The organism is Atopobium minutum 10063974 (assembly GCF_000364325.1).
In the GTDB taxonomy this organism is placed as follows: domain Bacteria; phylum Actinomycetota; class Coriobacteriia; order Coriobacteriales; family Atopobiaceae; genus Atopobium; species Atopobium minutum.
Genome location: NZ_KB822533.1, coordinates 2,501 through 28,409, shown reverse-complemented (window position 1 = coordinate 28,409; position 25,909 = coordinate 2,501). Strand labels below are relative to the sequence as shown.

The window sequence follows — 25,909 nt, the reverse complement described above, 5'->3', positions numbered from 1 at the left end:
GTCGTTCATGCTATGAGCGACCTTTTTCAGGCTTACGAGTATCTTTTGTTGCTCCTGCTCCACCAAACTTTATCTATATACTTCTTTCAGAAAATAGTATGGCTATTTTTACATAAGTTTTATATAGGAAAGCCTATTCAAAGACTTGACAAATTAGTAGAATATTTAAATAAGTATCTAGTTTTTCAGGTTTTATGTGTTCAACCTTTTGTTTAGCAAAGCGGCGGCTAAAACAACAGCACAAACACACCTATTGGCAGCCGCAAAGAAAATTGGAGGATTTATGTCCAACAATGTGCGTCCTGTGCCACCGTCATTTGGCCACAAGGCTCTCACAGCGTTCATCTCGGCTTCATTGTGCCTTTCACTTGCGCCCGCTCAGGCGTTTGCTGTAGATGATTCAACAACGGACACCACAGCTACTACAAGTGAAGCTCCAGCTCAGCCAGCGCCTGCGTCTACAACAGACACTCCAGCTACTCCAGCATCTGAGCTGAGCGATAAGCTCACCGAGGCTGCAGCGCCCGCCACAGCTGCTGAGGCCCCTACTTCTGCTCCTGCAGTTCCTTCTGCTACTGCAGCTCCTTCTGTTGCTGCGCCTGCCTCAAATACAGAGCGTGCAGCCAATAGGGTGACCGCACCAGCACCCAAGTCCTTGGCAGATGTTTATGTTGACGGTGCAAATGGTAACGATGATACAGCATCCGGTGCTGTAGACGCTCCTTTTAAGACCTTTGAAGCTGCACTCAAAGCAATGTCGGATGGTGGAACCGTACACGCAAAGGGCACCTTTGCTCTTACCGAAACCGTAACTATTCCGGCCAAAGCAACACTGGACATTTACGGAGACGCTACTTTTACTGGCGCCGGCAAAAACGGCTTTATTCTCTCTAAAGATGCTACTCTCAAAGCATCCAATGGCGCGAAGCTTTCCATGTCTGGGTTTAGCACCGCTCTTATAGCTCAAGCAGGCTCTCTTATAACTGATGGCATATATAATTTCGAGAACAATGCTTCGGCAAGCAACGGTACAACCGGAATTTCTCTGAATGGTACTGTTAGAGGCAGCGCTGGTCGCGACAAACTTGTTATTACAGCAAATGACAAGAGTGAGACTAACTTCTATGGTGCTTCTGCTGTGTTTGAGAATTGTACGGTTACCGTTACTTCTCAGAATACGGAGCGTATCAGCTGGACACTGAGTGGCTCTTGGATTGATGGAAAGCTGCTTACGCTTAAAAATGCCAACTTTACCGTTGCGGGCATCAATGGCGGTTTCTATATCAAGCCAAGTTTCACCGATTCACATTTTACCGTTGCGGTCGGTCCTCAGGGTGCGCAGCGTACTGGTGCAACCATTCAAAATACGGGCACCATCTCCAACTCTACCGTCTCTATTAACGGTGGACGCGAGGCAGGACTTTCTATCGGCATAACGGATGGCCCCCTCACCATCACCAATTCAACACTTGATTTCAATAATGGCGGAACCGGTGGTCTTAACGTCAATACAGGCAAAGTGATACTTGAAAATTCAACCATTAAGGGTGATGGAAAGAACAGCGGTGCACTCTATGGTGCACAGGCAAAAGGCTCTATTACGTTTATCGGAAATTCTCTTGTGGAGACACCTGCAACGGCCAACTCCCATACCGGTGCCTCACAGTCCGGTGGCAGCCATGTGGTTCTTGGTGGATCCTACCATGTGTCCTATGTACCTAACTACAATAGCTCTGCGGGGGGCACTGTTCCTACCAATGGTACGGATAACGGCAATGAGAAACTTATGCTCTTTACGCTTATCGACTCAAGCGTAACTGAGCTTAACCCACTTAATATAGCAGGTAATGCCTATACCTATCCTGTAGCCAATGCATCATCTGATGGTCAGAAGCATGTTTGGGTTCCTGCAGAGAAGGTAACCTTTGAACTTAATGAGCCTGGTGCTCAGGATACGGTTTCCGCTTCGTTTACAGATGGTACAACCACTGGCAAGGAAGTTACCGCTATGCGTGGTTATTCTCTTGCTAATGCTACTCCTGCAGCGGGAACCAATGAAGTTCCTCAGAATCCAACTGCCATAGGCTATGACTTTGTGGGATGGTTCTACAAGGTTGATGGTGCTGAGAAACCCTTTGATGCAACTACCGCAAAGATTAGTTCTGCCACAACGGTCTACGCTAAGTGGAAAGAGAATGCCAATAGCTATGGTGTGGCCTACCACAATAATGCTGGTGGTACGGATGTTGCCTATATCGATAAGGGCAAGAATGCAGATCGTAGCGCACAGGTATTGTCCTACGAGACCATAGCCTCTGCAAATCCAGCCTTTACTCCTAAGGGCAAGACCTTTAAGGGTTGGAATACTCAGGCAGATGGCAAGGGGCAGAGTTACGCTCCCAATCAAACCATTGCTGTTCCTGCTGGCAAGGGGTCCATTGATTTGTATGCTCAGTGGGAAGATCAGATGGCAACGGTGCGTTTCTCGGCAAACGGTGGCACCTTCTCAGAGGACAGTGTATTTAAGAAGAATCCTGATGTCTTTGAGATTTCTACAGACGCTCAGGGTGGCGAGGTAGCAACGGTAAAAGCCAAAGCAAAGGTTTTGGATAACACGACGCTCGACGCGCTTCTGAAGTCTTTGAATTCTTCTGTGAGTACTAGAACTCCTGGACTTTATTCTCCCATTGACGATGAGGCAGCGTTTTCTTCCATTGCTACAAAGAAGTATTCTGTTCTCGATAAACTTACCAAAAAAATAGAATTTTTTGGCATCGTTTACGGAACTAGCTACTCTTACTGGTTCACTGATGCTGATGGTGCCGCCGCAGCAGCTATTAATAACTTTACTGAAATAACCGGTGACACAACCTATTACCTTAAGTGGAAGGCCGATCCAAATATTCAGGTGATTAGCCAAGAGTCTACACTTGATGGAGATATCTACAGTGATGGCTTTATCAGCAGCAAGGATGCCAAGTTTGTAAAGACCGACTCAGAGTCCTTCTCTATGTCTGGTCAGATTGATGCCAAGAAAATTCAAGATCAGATGCAAAGTATTCAGGCTCTGTATCCACAGATTCAGGAGTCTGACTATAAGAACATTACTCTTGATGGAACTACCTCTACCTTTACTGCAACAGTTACCTTCCCAGAAGGAGTAAAGGTTCCTGAGAATCCTACTATTACTACAAGGGGCTTGGGTAAGGCATTTACGGTTGCCTCTACTGAGGTAAAGGGACAGACGGTTAGCGTTGTCTTTAAGCTAGTGGATGGTATCAATAATTACCAGGCACTCAAGGATGCTGTTGATTCTACTGGTATGGATGATGCTGAACAGACTGCTCAAACGGGAGAGCACCCTATTTCAGTAACAGTAGGCGGTCTTACGTTGGACGGCAGCAAGCTCAATAATGATCAAAAGCTTGTTACAACCGGTACGGTAGAAGGTAACTTTAGCGCCATAGCTTCTGTAGCAAGCGGTAAAACAAAGAAATTTGACTTTAGCTGGAAGGCTACCCAATCCGAGAGGGGTAGGGACAAGGATGCTAAAGACAATACCACGATCCAACATACTATTATTGCCGTAAAGACAGTTCAGCAAACACTTCCTGCTGACCTTCTCATCAATGGTGACTCCACACATGAAGATGTGTATGGCGTACTGGCTGGGCAAAAGGTTGATGTAACAGGTTCTGTAAATGTCACATCCATCAAAAACCAGATGGTTGCTATTGAGGCTCTATATCCCAATACACCACACAACGAGATTGGTGTATCGATAAAGGACTTTGGCTTTACGGCCAAGCTTACCCTGCCTGAAGGCATGACTATGCCTACAGATCTCACTCCGGAGTCCCTGCAGCTCAAGAACTTTGGTGGCTTTAAGGTCACTAAGGTAGAAGTGAAGGATAACGTAGCTACGGTATCTATGGCCATAGCTGACAACATTACCACCTATGAACAGCTTAAAAAGCTTGTAGATGCAACTGGCGACGCAAACGGTTGGATGAGCCTTACACTCCCCAATGTTACGGTCAACTCTGATGTTGCTGACAACCAGGTTCTTACAGCAACTGCTGAGGTATCTGGCTTCTTTGATGCTTTGGCAACCCATGGCTCTACAACCAAGGCCTTCTCGTTTGCCTGGAATGGTGAGCAGTGGGCGGATGGCAAGGACAGTATAGCTTCCGATCCCAAGGCAATTCAGGCATCGGTTCAGACTCCTACCACCGTAATCTCAACGTTGCCTGCAGACCTTTTGGTTGGCGACAACACAGAGCATGATGAGATCTTTACTACGATCGCTGGCAGTAAGGTAAGCTACACCGGTGCTCTGAATGTTGACTCCATTAAGAAGCAGATGGCTTATATTGAGAATCTCTATCCAGGTGTAGATAAGTCTCAGATTTCGGTAAATGTTGCAGAGTGCAGCTTTACAGCAACCCTTGAGGCACCTGAGGGTGTTACCATTCCTGCTAATGTCGTGGCAACCCCTGAAAACTTTGGCGATGCCTTTGAGATTACTAAGGTAGAAACTAATGGCAACAAGGTTGCTGTGACCTTGAAGCTCAAGGACGGCATCACTAAGTACTCTGAGCTCCAGGATGCCGTAGCTAAGGCTGGCGATGCAAACGGTTGGATGAAGCTTACCCTGCATGACCTGATGGTCAATAGCGACGTAGCTCCTGGTACCAAACTTACCATGGTGGGTACTATTACAGGAAGCATGAAGGCAACCGCTACTTCTCCTGGCGGTCACAGCAAGGCATTTAGCTTTGTATGGAATGGCGAGCAATGGCCTGAGGGCAAGGATGCTACCACTGATCCCACCGACAAGTCTATTAGCTTTACGCTTACCGTTAAGGCCGCGGACAATCCTGATAACCCTGACAACCCCAATAACCCGGACAATCCTTCCAATCCGGATAACCCCAACCAGCCTTCTAAGCCTGGTACCGGTAAGACCAAGGTTACGCCTCAAAACAAGGCTCAGTCCAAGAAGATGATTCCTCAGACTGGGGATGTTGCTACGAGTGCAAGTACCCTTGCAGGTATAGCAGCTGCTGGTATTGCGGCGCTGGGTGCTCACTTTGGTATTCGTCGTAAAAATGACGAAGAATAATTGGAGTGCTGAGTTACGTACGGTACCCCAAGAGCAAGAGGGCGATAAGAACGTTGCGTCCTAAAAGCTTTGGAGAAAGCTAAGAAAGAAGAGGTTGGCCATAAGGTCAACCTCTTCTTTATTATGTGTCCGAGCAACAACGTACAATAGAAATGTAAGGTAAAAGTTTGGTTGATGTTTTTTAGCCAAGGCTTGCAGGTGTACCAAAAAATGAGGAGTTACGGACGCTCATGAAGTTCATTCACACGTCAGACTTACATCTGGGTAAAAAAATTGCAAACTTTTCTTTAGAGCAAGATCAGAGCTACATGATGAACCAGCTATTAGAGGCTGCAGTTTCTCAAAACGTGCAAGCCCTTGTAGTGGCGGGAGATATATTTGATACACCAGCTCCTCCAGATTATGCAACACGTTTATGGGATGAGTTTCTTACACGTATGGCGCAGGCAAACATTCCTGTATTGGTGGTGAGTGGAAACCATGATTCCGGTGCTCGCTTGGGTTGTGGTTCACGTCTGTTTACTCAGTCAGGTATTCATATTGCCGGTGAGCTTACTGGTGAACTGATGCCTATTAGTGTTGCAGGCGTTAATTTTTGGCTCATTCCGTTTGTGCGACCTTCTGATGTTCGTGCTTGGATAGCCTTGCAAAAAGAGGAACAAGTTTCGTTGAGTAGCTATGAAGAGGCGTTGCGTGCTGTTGTTTCCGCAATCCGTAGGCATCCGGCTTTTGCAGATGGACCCAATGTCTGTGTTGCTCATCAATTTATTACAGCGGGTAGCATGAAGCCTCAGCTGAGTGAGTCAGAGCGCGGTGGGTTTGGTCCTTCGGTAGGCACGTTGGACAACATAGATGCTTCCGTGTTTGATGGCTTTGCATATGTAGCGCTAGGACACATCCATGCTCCACAAAGCATTGGTCGTCCTACGATTCGCTACAGCGGTACGCCACTTAAATATTCCAGCTCAGAAGCACGGCAATGTAAAAGTTTTGTGCTGGTAGACATTTTAGAAAGTGGAGAGCTGCATCATACGTTGATGCCATTCTCTGCTCTGCATGATTTTAGAGTAGTAGAAGGCTCCTTGGATGAACTGGAGCAGCTGGCTGCTACACAGTCTGAGCAAGAAAAAGAGGATTTTGTTCACGTAACAGTGGTGGAAGATAACCCTGTGGATGTGGTGGCTCGCATTAAGTATCTGTGGCCTTACTATGCGGGAATAACAGTGCAGTCACATGTAAACACTGTAGCAGGTACTTCCTCGGCGCCCTCGCAGGAAAAGCTAGAGAACAGCAGTCTCAAAGAGCTGTTCTTGGACTTTTTTGCTTATCAACTTGGCAAGCAGGCATCGCAAGAAGAAGAGGCTCTGGTAGTACAAGCGCTTGCACACAGTTCAAAGGAGTTGATGTAGGTGAAGCCTCTGCAGCTTTTGCTCACAGCCTTTGGCCCCTATGTGCAGCAAACCACTATAGATTTCACAGAGCTTGGGCGGCATGGTCTGTTCTTGATTTACGGAGATACAGGCTCCGGTAAAACCATGCTCTTTGATGCCCTATGCTTTGCGCTCTATGGAGAGACATCTGGCGGTCGTGATCCTGCCCAGCTGCGTAGCAATTACGCTTCTCCTGATCAAATTTGTTCCGTTAGCTTTAGCTTTGAGCACAATGGTAAGAACTATCATGTGAGGCGCGAACCCGCTCAACTGGTCAAGAAACGTCGTAGATCAAGTGGGGGAGATGATACAACCCTGCGTTCACCACAGGCTGAATTGCTTTGTGGCAAGACCGTGATCCAAAATGCGCCCACTAAGGTTACTGCGGCAGTCGTAGAGCTCTTAGGTCTTGATGCAGATCAATTCCGCCAGGTAACCATGATTGCTCAAGGTGCTTTTCGTGAGTTGTTAACAGCAAAAAGTTCCGCTCGAGAAGAAATTCTACGCAAGATTTTTATGACTCAGCAGCTCAAGGGCTTTCAAGAGATTCTTAAGCAGCAAAAGGCAACAGCACAAGCGGCATATGAGCAACAGATGGTATTGCTTGCCAACGAGTTTGCTCATCTCGACCTTGAGGCAGTACAACATATTGGTCAAAACCAGGATAGTTTGTTAGTACTGCAACAAGAGAATGCTATTCGTGCAGTACCTCAGCAAGCTATCATAGATGCTACAGATATACTGCTCAAAGAGCTTTCTGGTGCTTCTACTCACGCAAGAGAGCTGCTTGACCAGGCCCGAAAACAGGAGCATGAGACACAGTCACAGCTTGAGCAACTTCGTCATAAGAGGCAGCTTCTTGAGGTGGCTCAGCAAAATTGCAGTGAAGTTGCGCGCATGAGGGCTGTACATGCTCAGACAACAGAAGCATTTGATGAGATACAAAGCATATATTCAGAGCGATATGAGCAGCTTATCGCACAAAAAGCACAGCTAGAACAAAGTTTGCCCAGCTACGATGCCCTGGCTGACCACCAAAAAACGCTGGAACGTTTGCAAACACAGCTCACTGAGTTGGATACAACGCAGCGTGAACAACAGGCTTCGCAAAAACGCATCCAGCAGGACTATCAAGAGGCACTCCAAGCACAAAAAGAGCTCCCTCAGCTTACGGAAGAAGTGGCTCAGCTGTCCAAAGACATAGAGCACTGTGAGCAACAGATTGCGCATACCAAGCAGCTATCCGATCAGTATGCATCCATACAAGCAAGTCGGGCTTCTGTCGAGAAAACCCAAGATGCGCTTAAGGGTGCTCGGGATGTGAGGGATCACAAGCAGGCACTGGCAGATGCTCTTATGGATGCTTTTACCGCAGGCAGTGCCTATGTTTTGGCAAAAAGCTTGCAAGCGGGAAAGCCCTGTCCCGTTTGTGGATCAACTGATCATCCTTTACCTGCTACCAGTACGGATGAACCTCCCACAAAAGAGCAGCTCGATACAGCAGCGCAAGCAGTAAAACGGGCGCAACAAGCCTATGAACAGGCGTCGCAAAGCCATATTTCTGCTACCGAGAAATACCGCGCGCTTCAAACATCGTATATACAAACCGCCTCTGAGTTTTTACAAGCACATGTTTCGGACGCGACAACGGCACAGACACAGATTGCTGATTGTTTGAAACAAGACACTCAACAAGTAGAAAAGTGGAGAGCTGCATATACAGAAGCTTCTTCTCGCCAAGCCATATTGCAAAAAAAGGCAGAGGCTGTAGAAGAACTGGAGGCCCAGCTGGCCAATCTAGCAGCACAACAACAGCAGACGCAAGCTCAGCTATCTGAGGCACAGCTTGAGGATACTCGTGTGCGCTCGCTGGTGGATGAGTTGTTGGGTGCCCTGGAATTTGACACAAAAGAGGCTGCAGAGCAGTACTTGTCGCGGCTCAAACAGAAGCGTGCGGAGCTTGAAAGTGGCTATCAGGAAGCTCAAACGGCTTGTGATGATGCGAAGAAGCAGCTCGTGACTGCGCAGGCAACCTTTGATGTTTCATTGTCTCGTTTAGAAGAGCTGGGACTTACGCTTGATAGTATCCTTGAAGACAGCACTCACCTGCAGCGAGCATATGAAGAGGCCGGTGCCATAACACGCCAGAGGGAAGAAGTTTTTACAAAGCTGTCGGCAAGCCTTTTGCATAATGAGCAAATTTCTTCTCGCATGCGCGAGCTCTATGCTCAGTTGCCTGCTCTAAAGCAGGCCTGGCAAACAGCACGGGAGGTTTCCAGTGTAGCATCGGGCGATATTACCAGTGCTCTGTCCTCCACTGCCAAGCGCGTATCCTTTGAGCGCTATGTTATGAGTTACTACTTTAATCAGGTGCTTACCTGCGCTAATTATCGCCTGCATACCATGTCTTCCGGGCGCTACCAGCTGGTTCGTTCTGATCAAGCAAAGGGACGTCGTCAAACAGGCTTGGATATTGATGTGTATGACAGCTGGAATGGAAAAACACGTCCTGTGGACACCCTGTCTGGTGGAGAATCGTTTGAGGCGTCATTATCGCTAGCGCTTGGTTTATCAGACTATGTGCAGCGGCAGACGGGCGGTATTGCGCTTGATACCGTGTTTATCGATGAAGGCTTTGGAACGCTTGATCCCGACACGCTCGATCAAGTCATGAATGTTCTGTCTGAGCTTGCGTCGAGTGACTGTTTGGTGGGTATTATTAGCCACGTGGAAGAATTGCGTCAGCAAATTCCAAAGCGCATTGAAGTTACCGCAACAAACACGGGCAGCTCCGCTCAAATTGTTTGTGAATAACACGAGGTAGATATGGCAGACAAGAACATGCAAGACCAAGAAGATCAACCATCGTTGTTTGGCTTTGACGAGGGTGGGCGACAAGACCAGCAAGACCAGCGGGAGTCTAACACTCCAATCACGCAGGCCATGCAAGCACAAACGCCCGCCCAGCGTGCGGCACAGCTCAATCAGATCTTGAGTCATGCTGCATACCAGTACTATGCGCTTGATGACCCGCAGATGACGGACGCACAGTTTGATCGCTTACTCGTCGAGCTGCAACAGCTTGAGGCCGAGCATCCGGAGCTGGTGACACCGCAAAGCTACACCCAGCGCATTGGCGGGTATGTGTCTGAGCAATTTGCTCCCGTGCGCCATGCTCAGCGGATGTACTCCATTGATGATGCCATGGATCTTGAAGAGCTTGATGAGTGGCTTCACCGCACAGAACAAGCTCTTGGTGCTGTGGGTAGTGTGGCATATACCTGCGAGCTTAAGATTGACGGCCTTGGGATTGCTCTGACCTATACGGATGGGCAGTTTGTACGCGCAGCTACCAGAGGTGATGGCACTATAGGGGAAGACGTCACGGCAAATGTACGCACCATCCAGGACATTCCTGCCACGCTTGCCCGTGATGGGCTTACAACCATGACCGATAAGGGCTTTGGACAAAGCGTCGAAGTTCGCGGCGAGGTATATATGCCACGCCATAGCTTTGTGCGTCTTAATGCTCAAAACGATGAAGCTGGTCGTGCGCCCTTTGCCAATCCTCGCAATGCAGCTGCTGGCTCTTTGCGCCAAAAAGATGCAAAGGTAACAGCTGCTCGTGATCTGGAAACGTTCATCTATGCGGTGGCTGATGAGTCCAACCTTAACCTGTCTTCTCAGCATGCCTTTTTGCAGTGGCTACGCTCCTGTGGTTTCTCGGTAAACCCGCATGCTCAGCGCGTGGAAGGGGCACGGGCTGTTCATGAGTATTGCGAACATGCGTTGCTCCTGCGCGATACGCTGGATTATGACATTGACGGTGTTGTGGTTAAGGTGGACGATTTTGCGCTGCAAAATCACTTGGGCTTTACGGCGCGTGCACCCCGTTGGGCTATTGCGTTTAAGTTCCCTCCGGAGGAGCGCCAAACCGTCTTGAGAGAAATTCGTGTTCAGGTTGGTCGTACCGGCGTGCTCACCCCTGTAGCGGAATTTGATCCGGTAACCGTAGCAGGCTCTACCATCGCGCGCGCTACCTTGCATAACATTGATGAAGTGCGTCGCAAAGACGTGCGCGTGGGGGATACGATTGTCGTTCATAAGGCTGGCGATGTTATCCCAGAGGTTGTGGGACCGGTTGTATCGGGCGAGTTGGCGGCAGCGCATGGTCAGCGCTCGTTATGGACCATGCCGGATACCTGTCCAAGCTGCGGGAGTCCCATTGTGCGTGAAGAGGGCGAGGTAGCGTATCGCTGCGTTAGCCTTGATTGCCCTGCTCAGGCTACAGAACGGCTTATTCATTGGGGCAGCCGCAAAGCTATGGATATAGACGGTCTGGGGGATGAGATTGTTCGCCGCCTTGTTGAACAAGGTGTTTTGAGGGATGTTGCAGATTTTTATGACACGCTCACAGAAGAGCTTTTGGCGGCCACTCCCACAGGGCGTGTGTATGAAACCAGCACTGCCGACCACACGGAGGGTGACCAAATCCTGTTAGGCCATACCATTGCAGGTAAAATCATGGATCAGGTGCATGAGTCTAAAACCCGCGGCCTTGCACGTGTGTTGTTTGGACTCGGAATCCGTTTTGTGGGCGAGCAGGTTGCACGGTCTTTGGCGGCTGCTTTTGGTTCACTTACGGCGTTGTATGAGGCCTCTCTAGAAGAGATCATGCAGGTAGATGGGGTTGGCGAGAAGCTCGCTTTATCCGTTAAGAATTTCTTTGCAGTTCCAGAAAATCTTGTTGTTATTGAACGTCTCCGCAGTGCGGGCGTTTTGCTTGAGCAACCTCATGAGGGTAGCAACGAGCAGCCTGCTCAAACTCTTGCTGGCCTTACCTTTGTGTTGACGGGCACGTTGGAAACCATGAAGCGTGATGAGGCAGGAGCTGCTTTGCGCGCTATGGGTGCAAAGGTTTCCGGCTCCGTCTCTAAGAAAACGAGTTACGTAGTGGCAGGAGCTTCTGCTGGATCAAAGCTAACAAAGGCACAAGAGCTGGGCGTAACCGTTCTGGATGAAGCTGCTTTGCAAAACATTCTTGCTACGGGAAGGGTCTAAATGGGTTGCATAGTTACCGAAGGCTTCATGCCTTTTATGGGATATCAAACGTATTATCGCATTGTTGGAAACTGGAGTGCACACACCACACCAAAACAAGCTCCGCTTATCCTGTTGCATGGCGGTCCCGGCTCTACCCACAACTATATGGAGCTTCTCGATAGCCTAGCCGATGACGGTCGTGCTGTTATAAGTTACGACCAGTTGGGTTGCGGTCAGTCCTTTGTAGAAGGGCATCCAGAGTTGTGGCATGCTCAAACCTGGGTCGATGAGCTACGGGCGCTGATAGATTATCTTGGGATTACGCGCTTTCATGTGCTGGGCCAGTCTTGGGGCGGTATGCTGGCGCTTACGTATTTGGCGGATTGTCAGCCAAAGGGTGTGCAGTCGGTTGTGCTTTCAAGCACGCTGCCTTCTTCGCAGCTGTGGGGAAAAGAAAACCATAGAATGGCGCGCATGCTTCCTGAGCATGAATGGGAAGCACTGGATTATGCCGAGAAAACCGGTGATTATAGCTCTGATGCCTACGCGCAGGCGATAGACCACTACATGCAGCTTCATTGTTGTGACGACAGCTATGGTCCAGATGCCCCCGAGTGTTTGAGGCGTCCCAAAAAGTCTGGCACCGAGTGCTATGAAACTGCCTGGGGACCCAATGAACTTATGCCGCAAGGCACACTTAAAGATTGGGATTATACGGAAGCACTGCCCAGTATCAAGGTACCTGCGCTTATCGTGAGCGGCACGGATGATCTTTGCACGCCGCTGGTTGCAAAAACCATGTTTGATGGCTTGCCTCAGACGCGCTGGGAATTGTTTGAGGGCTGCCGTCACATGTGTTTTGCGGACGACAACCCCCGGTATATAGAGCTTATGCATGCGTGGCTGCAAGAGCATGACGAGCCTAGGTGCGAACCTACGCGGCCGCTAGTCTAGATAGCTTACGAGCTCATCCTTCTCGCGAGACCTGGTGTGCATGGGGGAGGGATGAGCGTTTGCGGCAGGCCATCCTATGGGGAAGGCAGCAACAAGTTCATAGCCAGCCAACTCAGGCAGCTCTTGGGCAAGGGCTGGTGCGTCAAAAGAGCCTAGCCAACAGGTGCCAAGCCCCAAATCTGCAATAGCTAGCATGATATGCGTAGCAACAATAGAGGCATCTACATCGGCAAAGTTCTTCCCATCGTAGCTGCGCGTCCACGACTCTTGGGGAGCTGCACCAACTATGATGTAGGAGTGCGCACCAAAGTCATAACGGGTATGGCGAGTAAATTTTTCTACTGCATCCCCATTTAATACCCAAAGCCTAAAAGGTTGTTTGTTGACGGCGGTAGGTGCCGCAAGAGCCACATCAATGATTTTCTCGATAAGCTCAGGCTCTACAGGCTTGTCAGAAAACGCACGGCATGAATAGCGCTCATGTGCCAAACTTGCAAAATCACTCATCTAAAACTTCTTTCTTAGACTGACTACAAGGCGTGCCATTAGGTACTATAAGTAAGATATACCACCATTTGGGAGGAATTATGACGCGCAAATCTAGATTGATGCTTGCGGGAATTATTGGTACAGCAGCGGCAACAGCCTCAGTAACTGCTGCATTGGTTGCTCGCGCTTGGGTGCGCCATGATCCACATCTGATTCGCTCTACCTCCTTTGGCTCAGCGTTTATTTACACCAGCTACGATCAAAAGGGCAGAGCTGTGCGTTTGCTTTGTGTTGGTGGTGTGGTTCAAAGTGCTACGTATATGGATCAAAATCGCTATGAGCTGCCTTTTGAATACTTCCGCGCTTGCGCTCGTGCAATGCGTGAATCTGGCCTGCATGCTCAGCGAGTGCTGGTGCTTGGCGGCGGCGGGTATACCTATCCAAAATATCTTATTGCTCACGATAAGAACGTGCAGGTAGACGTGTGTGAGATTGATCCAGAGATTACCGCCATCGCACATAGGTGGTTTTATTTGGATGCTCTCAAACGTGAGTTTAAGACACAGATTACCGGGCGTCTTACCACTATTTGTGCAGATGCAACATCCTATTTGCAGTATACCGATGCCACTTATGACGTCATCTTCAACGATGTCTTTGCGGCTGGGGTGCCAGCAGCGTCATTGGCAGGGGAGATAGGCGTAGCATCCGTGCATGCGCGGCTTGCGCAAAACGGCCTGTATCTTGTTAATTATGTTGTCGATAAGACCGGTCTTGCAGGCTTGCAAAACGTTGTCCAGGTGTTAAGCCAACAGTTTAAACAGGTATACATCGTGGATGCTTGCGACGAGGAATTTAGCAACTCAGAAAATTATTTGATTATTGCTACCGATGGTGACTATACCTTTTCCAACACTATCGGGTTTTAAGTAAGAAACTTTATGAAAGGACATGGCTACACCATGCCCTTATCGCTATACCACTTAAAACATGTTGCGAAGTGCAAACTCTGCCTGAACCGTGCGGAACATAAGGTCAACGTCGTCCAGACCTAAGTGCTTCTCGGATTCACCGGCTTCCAAGGTGCCACGACGGCGAGCCCAGCTTTCCAGAGATGCCGGCCTTTGCTCATGGGGTAAAATTTTGGTCTCAGGGTCTACGCGGCGACAAATATCGCGCGTATCAATGGGAACAATCTTGCCAGCTTTGCGCGCCTCCGCATAGCCATCAATGTGCAGCATAAACCAGGAGTCCTCAAAGGCTGCATTGTGTGCCATATAGGGGAAGCGTGTGAGTGTGGCGAGAAGTGCAGCCTGCATTTTCTTATCCTCGCGGAAAGGCTTCTTACCCTCAATATCAGACCAGCTAATGTGGTGAATGTTTGCTAGAGGTATACCCTTTTGTTGGTACATATCTGGAAGCCCACAATATGCCAGGTAGGGATCGGTTGGTTTTGCATCTACGCTAAGCTGCATAAACTCAAGGCCAACATTAACAATATAGCCACGATCTGGATCGCGCGCAGTGGTTTCAATATCAATGCCTACCACCATGCCAGAAATAGGTGCGGCAAGGTATGCAATATTCAGGTCATTAAGGCCCAGACCAGCTTCTTTAGCAACAATTTTAGGGCTGCGATGCTGCATGGCAGCAACGCCGCGGACCAAATCATCATCGGAAAGTCGTTGAGCCAAACTGGATCCACGCAGGTTTTGTAGGCGTTCGATACCAAAGTTGTCGCAGGTAGTGCGATTACGATCTGCCAGCGAACGCACGATTTCAAAGTTAAATGGATCATCTGAACCATAGGAAGCACGCCATGCGGCAAGCAGCTGGGAAATAGCATCTTCATTAGCTGCTCGATCTGCGGTAAGGGTGGCATCGTCCATTAAAAAGCCAGGGAAGGCGAGGGCGTTTGCGTGTTCGATTGCTTCGCTTACATTCATATTTTTCTCCGGTTAAGAGCCGTTAAGAGTAGGGCATTGGATGGAGCATTGAGTAGGGCATTGAGTAGAGCATATCTATCAAAGGTAAGCCTATCAAAGTTGGAAGGTTGAGGTGTGAAGATTGCGCTCAATTTGACTAAATGTTGATTACTCAACATTTACAGTAAAGAGTGCTACTATACTTGTTGATAAATCAACAACTGTTACCGATGATGTACGTTGTAGCGAGCGGCACAGCGCGTACGTGAGCGCATGCAACGGCTATGCCAGTGAGCGTCAAAGACTCAGATGGGAGGAGCGTTGGCTCAATCAATACCATCACAGCAGGCCTCAGCCTCAAATCAAGCTGTAGACACCAAGCGCTTCGAGACATTTTCTGGACTCATTTTTGCGCTTCATAAGGAAGTGCAGCGTTTCAAAAAAGCCGAAATGGCTCGTTTTGGACTGCAAGGTACCGATGCCTCATGCCTGCTCTGCTTGCATAAATACCCCAAGGGTATCCCCAGCGCAGACATTGCTCGTGCGCTTGACGTGGATCGAGCTTTAGTTTCTCGCTCACTTGCATCACTGATGCAAAAAGGATATGCCCAAACTCATGATGACCAGGGCCAGGGAGCGGTTGGGTACAGAAGCCCTGTTTTTCTCACCAAGAAAGGCATGGAGCTTGCCTGCCAAGTGGAAGAAATTATCACTCGCATGGTGGGGCTTGCTGCCAGTGAACTCATTCAAGAAGATATCGTGGTTATGTACCGCGTTCTAGAAGAAATTCTTGATAAAATAAGGATGTTATAGCACGATACTAGCTAGATTGGGCAAGTCAGCCACACAGCCGCATAGTTGTATATGCGTGCGGGCAGCGTGTGTCTTTTATGCACGCGCATTCTACGAAGGAGAAGCTTCATGACAATTAGAATCGTCTGCGATTCAGGTGCCGATGTTTCCGACCTCATGCACGATCAGCTTACGGTCCTGCCTTTATCGGTTGCGTTTGGAACAACAACGTATTTAGATGGAGTTGACCTGACGAATCAGCGCTTTTATGAGCTGCTCCTGGAAACGGACGTTATGCCCACTACAGGTCAGGTCACACCCTATCGTTTTGACCAAGCATTTGCACAGGCACGCAATGCAGACGAGAAGGTCGTGGCAATTACCATCTCTTCTGTTTTATCGGGTACCCACCAAAGTGCTGTTACAGCAGCTCAACCCTATGGTGACAGCGTTTGTATTATCGATACGCTCAGCGCCTCCATGGGTACGCGCGCAATGGTTGAGTATGCGCTAAGGCTTGTCGATGAGGGCGTGGAGTTTGATGCGCTGTGTGAAGAGCTTGCCAGCAAAGTGGAACATCTGCGCGTCATGGCGCTTCTCGACACCTTGGAGTATTTGCATCGTGGCGGCCGCCTGCCCAAAGCAGCTGCAACGCTTGGTGCCTTACTTTCTATCAAGCCCGTCATCACTACGAACGAGGGCGCGGTTGCACTGGTAGGAAAGGCGCGCGGCTCCAAGGCAGCTAACAACTTGCTTGATCAGCTGGTCGATAAAAGCGGTGGTATCAACTTTGACCTGCCGCTCTGTGTTGGCTATACCGGGCTGGATGATACGCTGCTCAAAAAATATGTTCAGGATAGCGCACTGCTCTGGAAGGAAAATATCCCTCAGTTGCTCTTCCATTCCATGGGCGGGACCATCGGTACTCATGCGGGTCCCGGAACCATTGCCTTAGGATTTTTTGCCAACAACTGATGTTACTAAAACTGATGTCACTAACAACTGATGTTACTAAAATTGATGGAGCCAACAGGGGCTTTGCCTGCGCTAGTGCATTTTTTGCGCGGCAATTACCTGCTGAAGCATGCCGATAAACGCTTGAGCGAGTTCGCTCAGCTTGCGCTGGCTGTGGGTGAGGTATCCCACGTTCATGATCTCATCTGTTTCCAAGGGGATAGATTTGGTCTGTCCAGACATCTCATCAGATAGGATGCCGGTGGAAATCAAAAACCCGTTGTAGTTGGCTAGCAGGCTGGTCATAGTTCCACGGTCACTTACCACTACGTTTTGTGCATGAGGAATGTACGAAAACGGCTCTTCTGACAAATACAGGGAGCTTTGCGCGCCTTGTTCAAAGGTGTAGCGCGGCCAATCAGCAAGTTCGGAGACCTTGAGAGAAGGTTTGCTGGCAAGCGGATGATCCTTACGGACAAACACATGAGGCTTTGCTTTGTGTAAGGAGATAAATTTGAGGTTATTCTCGTCAAAGCGCCTACGCAAGGCCTGCTCATTGTAGGAACTCAAAAACAGGATGCCAATGTCAGATCTAAAATCTGCAACGTCATTAATAATGTTGGTTGTACGGGTTTCTCGTAGTGTAAAGTCAAAGCCGCTGTCTTCCTGGGTTCGGACAAAGGCAGTGAACGCACGAACGACAAAGGCGTAGTGCTGGGAACTTATTGAGAGGCGCTGTTTAAGCTGGTCAGGGTGGCCGGCATAGCGGTTTTGTAAAAGATCCGCCTGCTCAATAACCTGGCGCGCATACCCCAAAAACTCAACACCCTCACGCGTTACGCGAATGCCCTTGCTGGTGCGCGTAAAAATGGTGATACCAAGCTCTTGCTCAAGATCTTTAACCGCAACCGATAAGCTCGACTGGGCAATAAAATGCGTTTTTGCCACCGAGTTCATTGAACCGCTTTCGGCAATGGCAATTATATATCTGAGCTGTTGAAGATTCATAACCGGTCCTCTTTGGATGATTTACCTTAGTATGAAACACAAACATCTAAACCGAGGTCGCGTACACGAGCGGCAATGCTATCTAGCACCTGTGGCGCGGCTTTAGCGAGGGTGGGAACGGGTACATCACGTGCGATGGTATAGATAAACACTTGTTGAGGATTAATCTGTTGTAAAGCATCAAGCCAGGGTTCTACGTAGGTATTGGCTGTGTTATCTGCGTTTATACCTTTGATGGTTCCGCTGACAAAAATTGTTTGAATCTTTATGTGTCCACCAAATGAAGCATAGGCTGCAATGCGCTCGCTTACATCGTAGTGGCCTTGAGGCCTATCCAAAAGGTTAATGTAGGAAGCATCTACGGTATCCAGCTTTAAAATGTTGTCATCTACCTGCAGTAAAGCTTGATGAACGGCGGGTTTATCGGCAAACATGCCATTGCTCAGAACACTAATGCGTGCGTTGGGTACATAGAGCTTACGCAGGCGACGAACCAGCTCAACCGCCTGCGGAAATAGGGGACTTGCAGTGGGTTCACCATTTCCTGCAAAAGTAAGAACCGTGGGCTGCAATGCGCTGTGTGCCAGCTGGGCAAGCTTTGTATCAAGTGCGGTCTTAAGCTCGTCTAACGTGGTATATCCGTCAGAGGTGCGCCTGTGCTCATTCAGGCCGTTCTCGCAATAGGCGCAGTTAAATGAACATATTTTTCCCGATGCGGGCATTAAATTAATGCCGAGTGAAACCCCCAGGCGGCGGCTTTGCACGGGACCAAATACTGGACTGTCATTGAGAAATGTTGGCATCAATTCCCTCCATCTTGATAATACAAAAGAAGGGAGCAAAATCCGAGTGGGTATTTCAATCTATTGTGCGTGATGTTGCGTGCGTGACGCGGTGTGTGATGTAGCGTGCGGTGTGGTGCGCGTGACGCGGCGTTCGGTGCGACGGCGTACTGCCGCATTAAAAAACGATGACCATTCAAAGAATGGTCATCGTTCGCATTGTCTCCAACTCACGCTGGAGGTATATCCCACTATATCCTAATTTGGAATGATTCTAAGCTCGGATAATAATCTCCTCATGGATATTACAAGTAATCAAACAATCGGCAAGAACCTTAAGGCCATTCGTTGCGCACATGGAATCACTCAGCTTGCTCTCGCAGAGAAACTTAATGTAAATCAGTCTTTTCTCAGTAAGTTGGAAAGCGGCGAGCGCTCACTTCGTGTGTACGAGGTTCGCTGGATTGCGGAAGTATTGGATATGTCTGTTGCAGATCTTGCAACCCAACTCAACGAGGGCATTTCTTCAGAACCAAACTTCTAAGCTGCACGTATTGCTGTGTTTATCAGCGTTATTGCGGTGCCCATCAGGCATCATTGCTTTCTAAATACCAGTTCGTTGCTACTCGATAGCACTTCGTCAAAGGTGTAACCGCGCCCATCAAATTTATGTAACTCCGCTACAGACGCAATGTTTTTCTCGGCAGACCAACGAATAAAGCTTCCGCGTGCGGCCTTAACCTCTGGTGCACGCATAACTAATTTGCCCGACTTTGCATCGGGCGATAAAAACGTGCAGGTTATAGTCTTGTCTGCAAAGTAAGGCACGAGCGCTTGTGAATATTCCTTGGATGCAAGGTTAATAATGCGGATGTCGTCCGCCTCATCCATAAGGGTGCGCGCCAGCAAATCACCCCACCACTCGTATAGATTATGCGCCCCGTCCATGCTTAGCTTAGCTTGCATCTCCAGTCGATAAGGACACACACCATCAAGGGGGCGTACCAATCCGTACAGTCCGGAAATCACACGCACGTGCTCCTGAGTCCATGACAGCTGCTCCTCAGACATTACCGAGGCGGCAATGTTGGTGTATTGGATGCCGTTATAGCTGCAGACTGCTGCGGTTAAGTGATCAAAAGGAAGCTGCAATCCTGCTTGCAACTCGTTCAATTGTTGGAGCGACTCATGTGCCAAGCGCGGTGAACAGGCCCAGAGCTTGTGTAGCTGTTCAAAGTCCATGTTATGCAAATGCGCTGCAATCTTGCGTGCCTTCTCAATAAATTGAGGCTGAGCAGTAGCAAAGGGGTATTCTTCGGTCACCTTCATTTTCTTAGCAGGTGAAATAATAAATCGCAGGTTCACGGCTTGTCCTTTGTTTGTCTTTTCGATCCGCTTTGTCTGAGCTTCGACTTTTTCATAGTGTTGATATTGTATTTCGTGTTTTGAGGAAAGCAATGACGCAGCACAGGTTTAGGACTATGCTCTAAAGTAATGTGATAGTAACGCTTGTACCAGCCGACTACCGCTTAGTCACTCTTTTGCTGGCTAGCTGTTGGTTAGCTCCAATCCAAGGAGGCATTGTGGACTCAGCAACTCCCCTTCAGTCCGCCCCTCAAACAGACCAAAAAGATTTGGAAGCACGCAAAGACGATGCCCTGTTCATAAAAGCGGGTATTCCTGATGAGCTTCGTGGCACGATGACGCTGTTTTTGCGCCTTGTTCGCAAAGTGCTCTCAGAATATGATCCCAGTTTGCGCCAGTCTTTTGATGATCTCTTAGCGCACACCTTGCTTATTCACACACAAAGCTCTAAGTCTGCTGCGCTTACTTCTGCCGATAAGCCCGCTGCAGATGGCGCGAACGCCGTGGAGGATTCGTCCACTGCTGCCGCTACCGCTGCTGCCGCCACAAATACTGCAGCTGCCGCAGATTCACCAGCTCTGGTCGAAGCAGATTTCAAGAAGGCTGTCCAGCTCATTGACTCTCTGCCCGTGGCGCAAGCAACCTTGCTGGTGCGCGGGCTTGCAACCTACTTTCACCTGGCTAATATCTGCGAGGAAAACTATCGTGTGCACGCCCTACACCTGCGCGAACAGGAAATTCCTCCTACGCTTGCGTATAACCCCATCAATGATCTAACTGTGGCGTATCGCCGCCTGGTTGATGAGTGTGGCCATGCCAAAGCCCTGTCTTTGCTCAAGCGCCTGGAATTCCACCCAGTATTTACGGCACATCCAACCGAAGCTCGCCGCCGTGGCATAGAAGGTAAGATCCGCCGCATTGCTGGCCTGCTTAAAGAGCGTCCGTCTTTGGGTGGCGCCTCGTTAGCAGAGAACGAGCGTCAGATGTTGCAGGAAATTGATGCGATGTTTCGTACCTCACCCATTGGCCTTAAAAAGCCAACGCCCGTTGAGGAAGCGGACACCATTCTTGATATTTTTGACAACACCCTGCTTGACATGGTACCCGAGGTCTATCGCCGCTTTGATGACTGGGAGCTTGGCGATAAGGCAGGCACTGTTCCCCCTGTTTGCCCCGCCTTTTTCCATCCCGGATCCTGGATTGGTTCGGACAGAGATGGCAATCCCAACGTGACCGCTAAGGTCAGCCGAGAGGTTGCCGAGAAGTTCCGCCGCCATGTGCTTACAGCACTTATGGAGCGCACGTACTATGTGGGCCGCAACCTTACGCTTGACGCGCTGTGTACCAAGCCTTCGGATATGCTCGTTAACCTGTGGAATCACCAGGTAGAGATGAGCGAGTCCATGACTTCTCGCGCCCAAACGGTGAGTACGTCTGAGCTTCACCGTGCCGTCATGATTGTTATGTCGTATAGGCTTAAAGCAACTATCGACCGCACCGCCGATCTTATGTACAACGATGCCGACGCGTTCTTAAATGATCTACACATCGTGCAGGAGTCGCTTGTTCAAGCAGGTGCTCTGCGCGCGGCGTACGGCCCCGTTCAAAACCTCATTTGGCAGGTCCAGTCCTTCGGCTTCCATATGGTAGAGATGGAATTCCGTCAGCATTCCGTGGTCCACACACGCGCCCTGGCAGACGTCCACGAGCACGGCAGGCGAGAAGAGCGCGGCAAACTGGCACCTATGACCCGCGAAGTTTTGGACACCTTCCGCGCTATTGGCTCCATTCAGCGCCGTAATGGCGTCATTGCAGCTCGCCGCTATATCATTTCGTTCTCACAATCTGCCCAAAACGTCTCCGATGTGTATGAGCTGGCCCGTCTTGCCTTTGCTCACGAGAAGGACGTCCCCGTTTTGGACGTTATTCCTCTGTTTGAGCAGGTAGAAGACCTAGAAAATGCCGTCGATATTCTCGATGCCATGATTCGCATTCCTGAGGTACAAAAACGTATGAGCCAAACCAACCGTCGTCTTGAGGTGATGCTTGGCTATTCTGACTCCTCTAAGGACGCTGGCCCTACGTCTGCAACGCTTGTTTTGCACGCGGCTCAACAGGCAATTGCCCAGTGGGCAGAGCGTAACCATATTGATTTGGTGCTCATGCATGGCCGTGGCGGTGCTGTTGGCCGTGGTGGCGGACCCGCAAATCGTGCTGTTTTGGCTCAGCCACAAGGCTCAGTTAATTGTCATTTCAAGCTTACCGAGCAAGGTGAGGTTATCTTTGCCCGCTACGGCGATCCAACGCTGGCTCGTCGTCACATTGAGTCCGTTGCCGGAGCAACGCTTTTGCAGTCCGCACCTTCTATCGAAGAAATCAACACCGACACTACGCAAAAGTATGCCCAACTTGCTCACGATCTCGATGCGTCTTCTCGCCAGCACTACCTGCAACTGCTCAATACGCAAGACTTTGCGGAGTGGTTCTCTATCGTGACGCCGCTTACCGAGATTGGCCTTATGCCCATTGGTAGTCGTCCAGCTAAACGCGGTTTGGGTGCCAAATCCCTGGATGATTTGCGCACCATCCCTTGGATTTTCTCCTGGTCGCAGGCACGCACTAACCTGGCGGCTTGGTATGGCTTGGGTACGGCTTGCCAGTCCATCAACAATCTTGAGCTGCTTAGGCAGGCGTATGCCGAATGGCCTGTCTTTACCACCTTTATTGACAATATAGAGATGTCGCTGGCTAAGACTGATGCCAACATTGCGCGTATGTACCTTGCCTTAGGAGACCGAGAAGATCTTTCTAAGATGGTTTTGGATGAAATGGAGCTTACGCGCAGCTGGGTTCTTGCTATTACTAATAACTCTTGGCCGTTGGAACACAGACGTGTTTTGGGTCCTGTTATTCGCATGCGTCTTCCGTATGTAAATGCCCTGTCTCTTACTCAGGTACGTGCGCTTGCTGCTTTGCGCGAGAAAAGCGATGCGCTTACACCCGAAGAACGTGAGCGTTTTATCTACCTGATCTTGTGTACTGTATCTGGCGTTGCTGCAGGCCTTCAAAATACCGGTTAATGTACGATACTACCGTACGAAATCTGGAGCTTATCGCTAGGCCTGGATAAAGAAATAGCAGGTAAAGTATGGTATTTGAAATTTGATGGTCAAAACTAGTCATTTCACATTTGTGTCCAAAATATGAATCGAAACAAATCTAGTTTTTGTACTTGCAAGCCCAAAAAGGGGTGTGTATATTAGTAGGTCGCACGCGGTGATGTGGACAAACAAACACAGCAGCTGATGTGCGACGAACCTTGAAAACCGGATACTGCGATCGAAAGATCAGCAAAGACAGCACAGCGAAATTTCGAAGCAAATAAGCAATCGTTAATTTTACTTTGAATCCAGATCAGCGATTATTTTAGATGTCAGGTTTACTCAAATAAACTCACATACATATACAAGACAGTCAGTCTTGTTATTTGAACGGAGAGTTCGATCCTGGCTCAGGATGAACGCTGGCGGCGCGCCTAACACATGCAAGTCGAACGATTAAAGCATCTTTTAGATGTGTATAAAGTGGCGAACGGCTGAGTAACACGTGGGCAACCTGCCCTTTTCTTTGGGATAGCTACGGGAAACCGTGGGTAATACCGAATATTTCTTGAGTGTCGCATGGCACACAAGACAAAGCGTCTAGCGGAAAAGGATGGGCCCGCGGCCTGTTAGCTTGTTGGTGGGGTAATGGCCTACCAAGGCAGTTATGGGTAGCCGGGTTGAGAGACCGACCGGCCAGATTGGGACTGAGACACGGCCCAGACTCCTACGGGAGGCAGCAGTGGGGAATCTTGCGCAATGGGGGAAACCCTGACGCAGCGACGCCGCGTGCGGGATGAAGGCCTTCGGGTTGTAAACCGCTTTCAGCAGGGACGAGGCCGCAAGGTGACGGTACCTGCAGAAGAAGCTCCGGCTAAATACGTGCCAGCAGCCGCGGTAATACGTATGGAGCAAGCGTTATCCGGATTCATTGGGCGTAAAGCGCTCGTAGGCGGTCTGTTAGGTCGGTAAGTTAAATCCGGGGGCTCAACCCCCGTCCGCTTCCGATACCGGCAGACTTGAGTTTGGTAGGGGAAGGTGGAATTCCTAGTGTAGCGGTGGAATGCGCAGATATTAGGAAGAACACCGGTGGCGAAGGCGGCCTTCTGGGCCATAACTGACGCTGAGGAGCGAAAGCTAGGGGAGCGAACAGGATTAGATACCCTGGTAGTCCTAGCCGTAAACGATGGACACTAGGTGTGGGGGGATGTACCTTCCGTGCCGCAGCTAACGCATTAAGTGTCCCGCCTGGGGAGTACGACCGCAAGGTTAAAACTCAAAGGAATTGACGGGGGCCCGCACAAGCAGCGGAGCATGTGGCTTAATTCGAAGCAACGCGAAGAACCTTACCAGGGCTTGACATTTAGGTGAAGCGGCGGAAACGTCGTGGCCGAAAGGAGCCTAAACAGGTGGTGCATGGCTGTCGTCAGCTCGTGTCGTGAGATGTTGGGTTAAGTCCCGCAACGAGCGCAACCCTTGTCGCATGTTGCCAGCAGGTCAAGCTGGGCACCCGTGCGAGACCGCCGGCGTCAAGCCGGAGGAAGGTGGGGACGACGTCAAGTCATCATGCCCCTTATGTCCTGGGCTGCACACGTGCTACAATGGTCGGCACAGCGGGAAGCAAACTTGCGAAAGTAAGCCAATCCCTTAAAGCCGGCCCCAGTTCGGATTGGAGGCTGCAACCCGCCTCCATGAAGTCGGAGTTGCTAGTAATCGCGGATCAGCACGCCGCGGTGAATGCGTTCCCGGGCCTTGTACACACCGCCCGTCACACCACCCGAGTCGTTTGCACCCGAAGTCGTCGGCCTAACCCGCAAGGGAGGGAGGCGCCGAAGGTGTGGAGGGTAAGGGGGGTGAAGTCGTAACAAGGTAGCCGTACCGGAAGGTGCGGCTGGATCACCTCCTTTCTAGGGAGAATAACCTCATCTATGAAAGACTTATTTTGATCGGGTAGACCCGTCTGATTATTTTTTCTGATCTTGTCTTTGTAAAACCTTTTGGTTTGCAGTATTCGGTTTTGGGGGTTCGTCTCCCTGTGTACCTTTACAACTGCATAGCGTAATAATCAAGATTTTCTAGTATAAGAAGATCGCATCTGATCAATACTATGATTTTCATAGTAGTGTATGTAACCTTATACATCTTTTAAAAGAAGATAGTAAGGGCACACGGTGGATGCCTTGGCACAGAAAGCCGATGAAGGACGTGACAAGCTGCGATAAGCTACGGTGAGAAGCACATATTCTTAGACCCGTAGATTTCCGAATGGGTAAACCCATCAGGACTCATCTCCTGATACTTGACGCTGAACACATAGGCGTCAAAGAGGCAACCTGGGGAACTGAAACATCTAAGTACCCAGAGGAATATAAATCAACCGAGATTCCCCAAGTAGTGGCGAGCGAACGGGGATATAGGTCAAACCGACGGTAGCACAATACCATGCAGGGGTTGCGCCGAGCGGGGTTGTAGGACTATGAGTGGGATGGCTGCTTACTTCCCAAACAGTTACAAAACACTGTGTTAGCTGAATCGTTTTGGAAAAGCGAACGAAACAGGGTTAAAGTCCCGTAAGCGAAAATGCAGTGTCTGTTTTCATAGCACCTGAGTACTGCCGGACACGTGAAACCCGGTGGGAAGCAGGGGGGACCACCCTCCAAACCTAAATACTTTTCTGTGACCGATAGTGAACAAGTACCGTGAGGGAAAGGTGAAAAGCACCCCGGAAGGGGAGTGAAATAGTACCTGAAACCGTGTGCCTACAAGCAGTCGGAGCAGTAGCAATACTGTGACGGCGTGCCTTTTGTAGAATGAGCCAGCGAGTTACGATATGTGGCGAGGTTAAGCTAAAAAGCGAGCCGCAGCGACAGCGAGTCTGAATAGGGCGACACAGTCGCATGTCGTAGACGCGAAGCCAGGTGATCTATCCATGAGCAGGCTG

The 25,909-nt window shown here is 49.6% G+C and carries 15 protein-coding genes and 2 rRNA genes (1 of these 17 only partly in view); 12 read left to right on the top strand and 5 right to left on the bottom strand.

What is annotated here, in order from left to right; all coding sequences use genetic code 11:
- The first annotated feature begins 283 nt into the window (after positions 1-283).
- The 5 genes from HMPREF1091_RS08495 (at position 284) to pepI (ending at position 12,552) form a co-directional block, all read left to right on the top strand.
- Positions 284-5,125 (top strand): InlB B-repeat-containing protein, encoded by a 4,842-nt coding sequence (locus HMPREF1091_RS08495; RefSeq protein WP_002562790.1) that lies wholly within the window; start codon positions 284-286, stop codon positions 5,123-5,125.
- A 230-nt stretch (positions 5,126-5,355) separates the two neighbouring features.
- The gene (locus HMPREF1091_RS00085; protein WP_002562789.1) at positions 5,356-6,534 is read left to right on the top strand and encodes an exonuclease SbcCD subunit D; all 1,179 of its coding nucleotides are present in this window, start codon (positions 5,356-5,358) and stop codon (positions 6,532-6,534) included.
- On the top strand, positions 6,535-9,369 hold the full coding sequence (locus HMPREF1091_RS00080) for an AAA family ATPase (RefSeq protein ID WP_002562788.1): 2,835 nt from the start codon (positions 6,535-6,537) through the stop codon (positions 9,367-9,369). It abuts the gene before it with no gap.
- 12 nt (positions 9,370-9,381) lie between these two features.
- A complete protein-coding gene (gene ligA / locus HMPREF1091_RS00075) occupies positions 9,382-11,616 on the top strand; it encodes an NAD-dependent DNA ligase LigA (protein ID WP_002562787.1) in 2,235 nt (744 codons plus the stop codon).
- Complete coding sequence (gene pepI, locus HMPREF1091_RS00070; RefSeq protein WP_002562786.1) at positions 11,617-12,552, top strand: proline iminopeptidase; 936 nt, start codon at positions 11,617-11,619, stop codon at positions 12,550-12,552.
- Here the strand turns inward: pepI and HMPREF1091_RS00065 are convergent.
- A complete protein-coding gene (locus HMPREF1091_RS00065; RefSeq protein ID WP_002562785.1) occupies positions 12,544-13,059 on the bottom strand; it encodes a nitroreductase family protein in 516 nt (171 codons plus the stop codon). The genes pepI and HMPREF1091_RS00065 overlap by 9 nt on opposite strands.
- An 80-nt stretch (positions 13,060-13,139) precedes the next feature.
- Here HMPREF1091_RS00065 and HMPREF1091_RS07880 point away from each other — a divergent pair, with 80 nt between their 5' ends.
- Positions 13,140-13,970, top strand: coding sequence for a spermidine synthase (locus HMPREF1091_RS07880; RefSeq protein ID WP_002562784.1), 831 nt, complete (start codon positions 13,140-13,142; stop codon positions 13,968-13,970).
- A gap of 54 nt (positions 13,971-14,024) precedes the next feature.
- Here the strand turns inward: HMPREF1091_RS07880 and HMPREF1091_RS00055 are convergent, their stop codons facing one another.
- On the bottom strand, positions 14,025-14,987 hold the full coding sequence (locus HMPREF1091_RS00055; protein WP_002562783.1) for a 3'-5' exonuclease: 963 nt from the start codon (positions 14,985-14,987) through the stop codon (positions 14,025-14,027).
- 300 nt (positions 14,988-15,287) lie between these two features.
- Between HMPREF1091_RS00055 and HMPREF1091_RS00050 the strand changes: the two genes are divergently transcribed.
- Complete coding sequence (locus HMPREF1091_RS00050; protein ID WP_002562782.1) at positions 15,288-15,779, top strand: MarR family winged helix-turn-helix transcriptional regulator; 492 nt, start codon at positions 15,288-15,290, stop codon at positions 15,777-15,779.
- A 108-nt stretch (positions 15,780-15,887) separates the two neighbouring features.
- A complete protein-coding gene (locus HMPREF1091_RS00045; protein ID WP_002562781.1) occupies positions 15,888-16,733 on the top strand; it encodes a DegV family protein in 846 nt (281 codons plus the stop codon).
- A gap of 72 nt (positions 16,734-16,805) precedes the next feature.
- Here the strand turns inward: HMPREF1091_RS00045 and HMPREF1091_RS00040 are convergent, their stop codons facing one another.
- Positions 16,806-17,720 (bottom strand): LysR family transcriptional regulator, encoded by a 915-nt coding sequence (locus HMPREF1091_RS00040; RefSeq protein ID WP_002562780.1) that lies wholly within the window; start codon positions 17,718-17,720, stop codon positions 16,806-16,808.
- A 26-nt stretch (positions 17,721-17,746) separates the two neighbouring features.
- Positions 17,747-18,523, bottom strand: a complete 777-nt coding sequence (locus tag HMPREF1091_RS00035) for a radical SAM protein (protein WP_002562779.1) — start codon at positions 18,521-18,523, stop codon at positions 17,747-17,749.
- A gap of 277 nt (positions 18,524-18,800) precedes the next feature.
- Between HMPREF1091_RS00035 and HMPREF1091_RS00030 the strand changes: the two genes are divergently transcribed.
- Positions 18,801-19,046: a helix-turn-helix domain-containing protein gene (locus HMPREF1091_RS00030; protein ID WP_002562778.1), complete on the top strand. Its 246-nt coding sequence runs from the start codon at positions 18,801-18,803 to the stop codon at positions 19,044-19,046.
- A gap of 50 nt (positions 19,047-19,096) precedes the next feature.
- On the opposite strand, the gene yaaA is transcribed toward HMPREF1091_RS00030, so the two are convergent.
- The gene (gene yaaA / locus HMPREF1091_RS00025; RefSeq protein WP_002562777.1) at positions 19,097-19,867 is read right to left on the bottom strand and encodes a peroxide stress protein YaaA; all 771 of its coding nucleotides are present in this window, start codon (positions 19,865-19,867) and stop codon (positions 19,097-19,099) included.
- Between the two features lie 335 nt (positions 19,868-20,202).
- Between yaaA and HMPREF1091_RS00020 the strand changes: the two genes are divergently transcribed.
- The 3 genes from HMPREF1091_RS00020 to HMPREF1091_RS00010 form a co-directional block, all read left to right on the top strand.
- Positions 20,203-22,947, top strand: a complete 2,745-nt coding sequence (locus HMPREF1091_RS00020; protein ID WP_081607342.1) for a phosphoenolpyruvate carboxylase — start codon at positions 20,203-20,205, stop codon at positions 22,945-22,947.
- 408 nt (positions 22,948-23,355) lie between these two features.
- A 16S ribosomal RNA gene (locus tag HMPREF1091_RS00015) occupies positions 23,356-24,875 on the top strand.
- 241 nt (positions 24,876-25,116) lie between these two features.
- Positions 25,117-25,909, top strand: a 23S ribosomal RNA gene (locus HMPREF1091_RS00010) (it continues 2,186 nt past the right edge of the window).
- Together the 16S and 23S rRNA genes form the textbook arrangement of a ribosomal RNA operon.

Excerpts from the sequence above, each read along its gene's own strand:
- HMPREF1091_RS07880 (WP_002562784.1), top strand. The coding sequence starts at position 13,140 with ATGACGCGCAAATCTAGATTGATGCTTGCGGGAATTATTGGTACAGCA.
- HMPREF1091_RS00030 (WP_002562778.1), top strand. The coding sequence starts at position 18,801 with ATGGATATTACAAGTAATCAAACAATCGGCAAGAACCTTAAGGCCATT.
- HMPREF1091_RS00065 (WP_002562785.1), bottom strand. The coding sequence starts at position 13,059 with ATGAGTGATTTTGCAAGTTTGGCACATGAGCGCTATTCATGCCGTGCG.
- HMPREF1091_RS00045 (WP_002562781.1), top strand. The coding sequence starts at position 15,888 with ATGACAATTAGAATCGTCTGCGATTCAGGTGCCGATGTTTCCGACCTC.
- HMPREF1091_RS00020 (WP_081607342.1), top strand. The coding sequence starts at position 20,203 with ATGACGCTGTTTTTGCGCCTTGTTCGCAAAGTGCTCTCAGAATATGAT.
- HMPREF1091_RS00055 (WP_002562783.1), bottom strand. The coding sequence starts at position 14,987 with ATGAATGTAAGCGAAGCAATCGAACACGCAAACGCCCTCGCCTTCCCT.
- HMPREF1091_RS08495 (WP_002562790.1), top strand. The coding sequence starts at position 284 with ATGTCCAACAATGTGCGTCCTGTGCCACCGTCATTTGGCCACAAGGCT.
- pepI (WP_002562786.1), top strand. The coding sequence starts at position 11,617 with ATGGGTTGCATAGTTACCGAAGGCTTCATGCCTTTTATGGGATATCAA.
- ligA (WP_002562787.1), top strand. The coding sequence starts at position 9,382 with ATGGCAGACAAGAACATGCAAGACCAAGAAGATCAACCATCGTTGTTT.
- HMPREF1091_RS00040 (WP_002562780.1), bottom strand. The coding sequence starts at position 17,720 with ATGAATCTTCAACAGCTCAGATATATAATTGCCATTGCCGAAAGCGGT.
- HMPREF1091_RS00085 (WP_002562789.1), top strand. The coding sequence starts at position 5,356 with ATGAAGTTCATTCACACGTCAGACTTACATCTGGGTAAAAAAATTGCA.
- HMPREF1091_RS00035 (WP_002562779.1), bottom strand. The coding sequence starts at position 18,523 with ATGCCAACATTTCTCAATGACAGTCCAGTATTTGGTCCCGTGCAAAGC.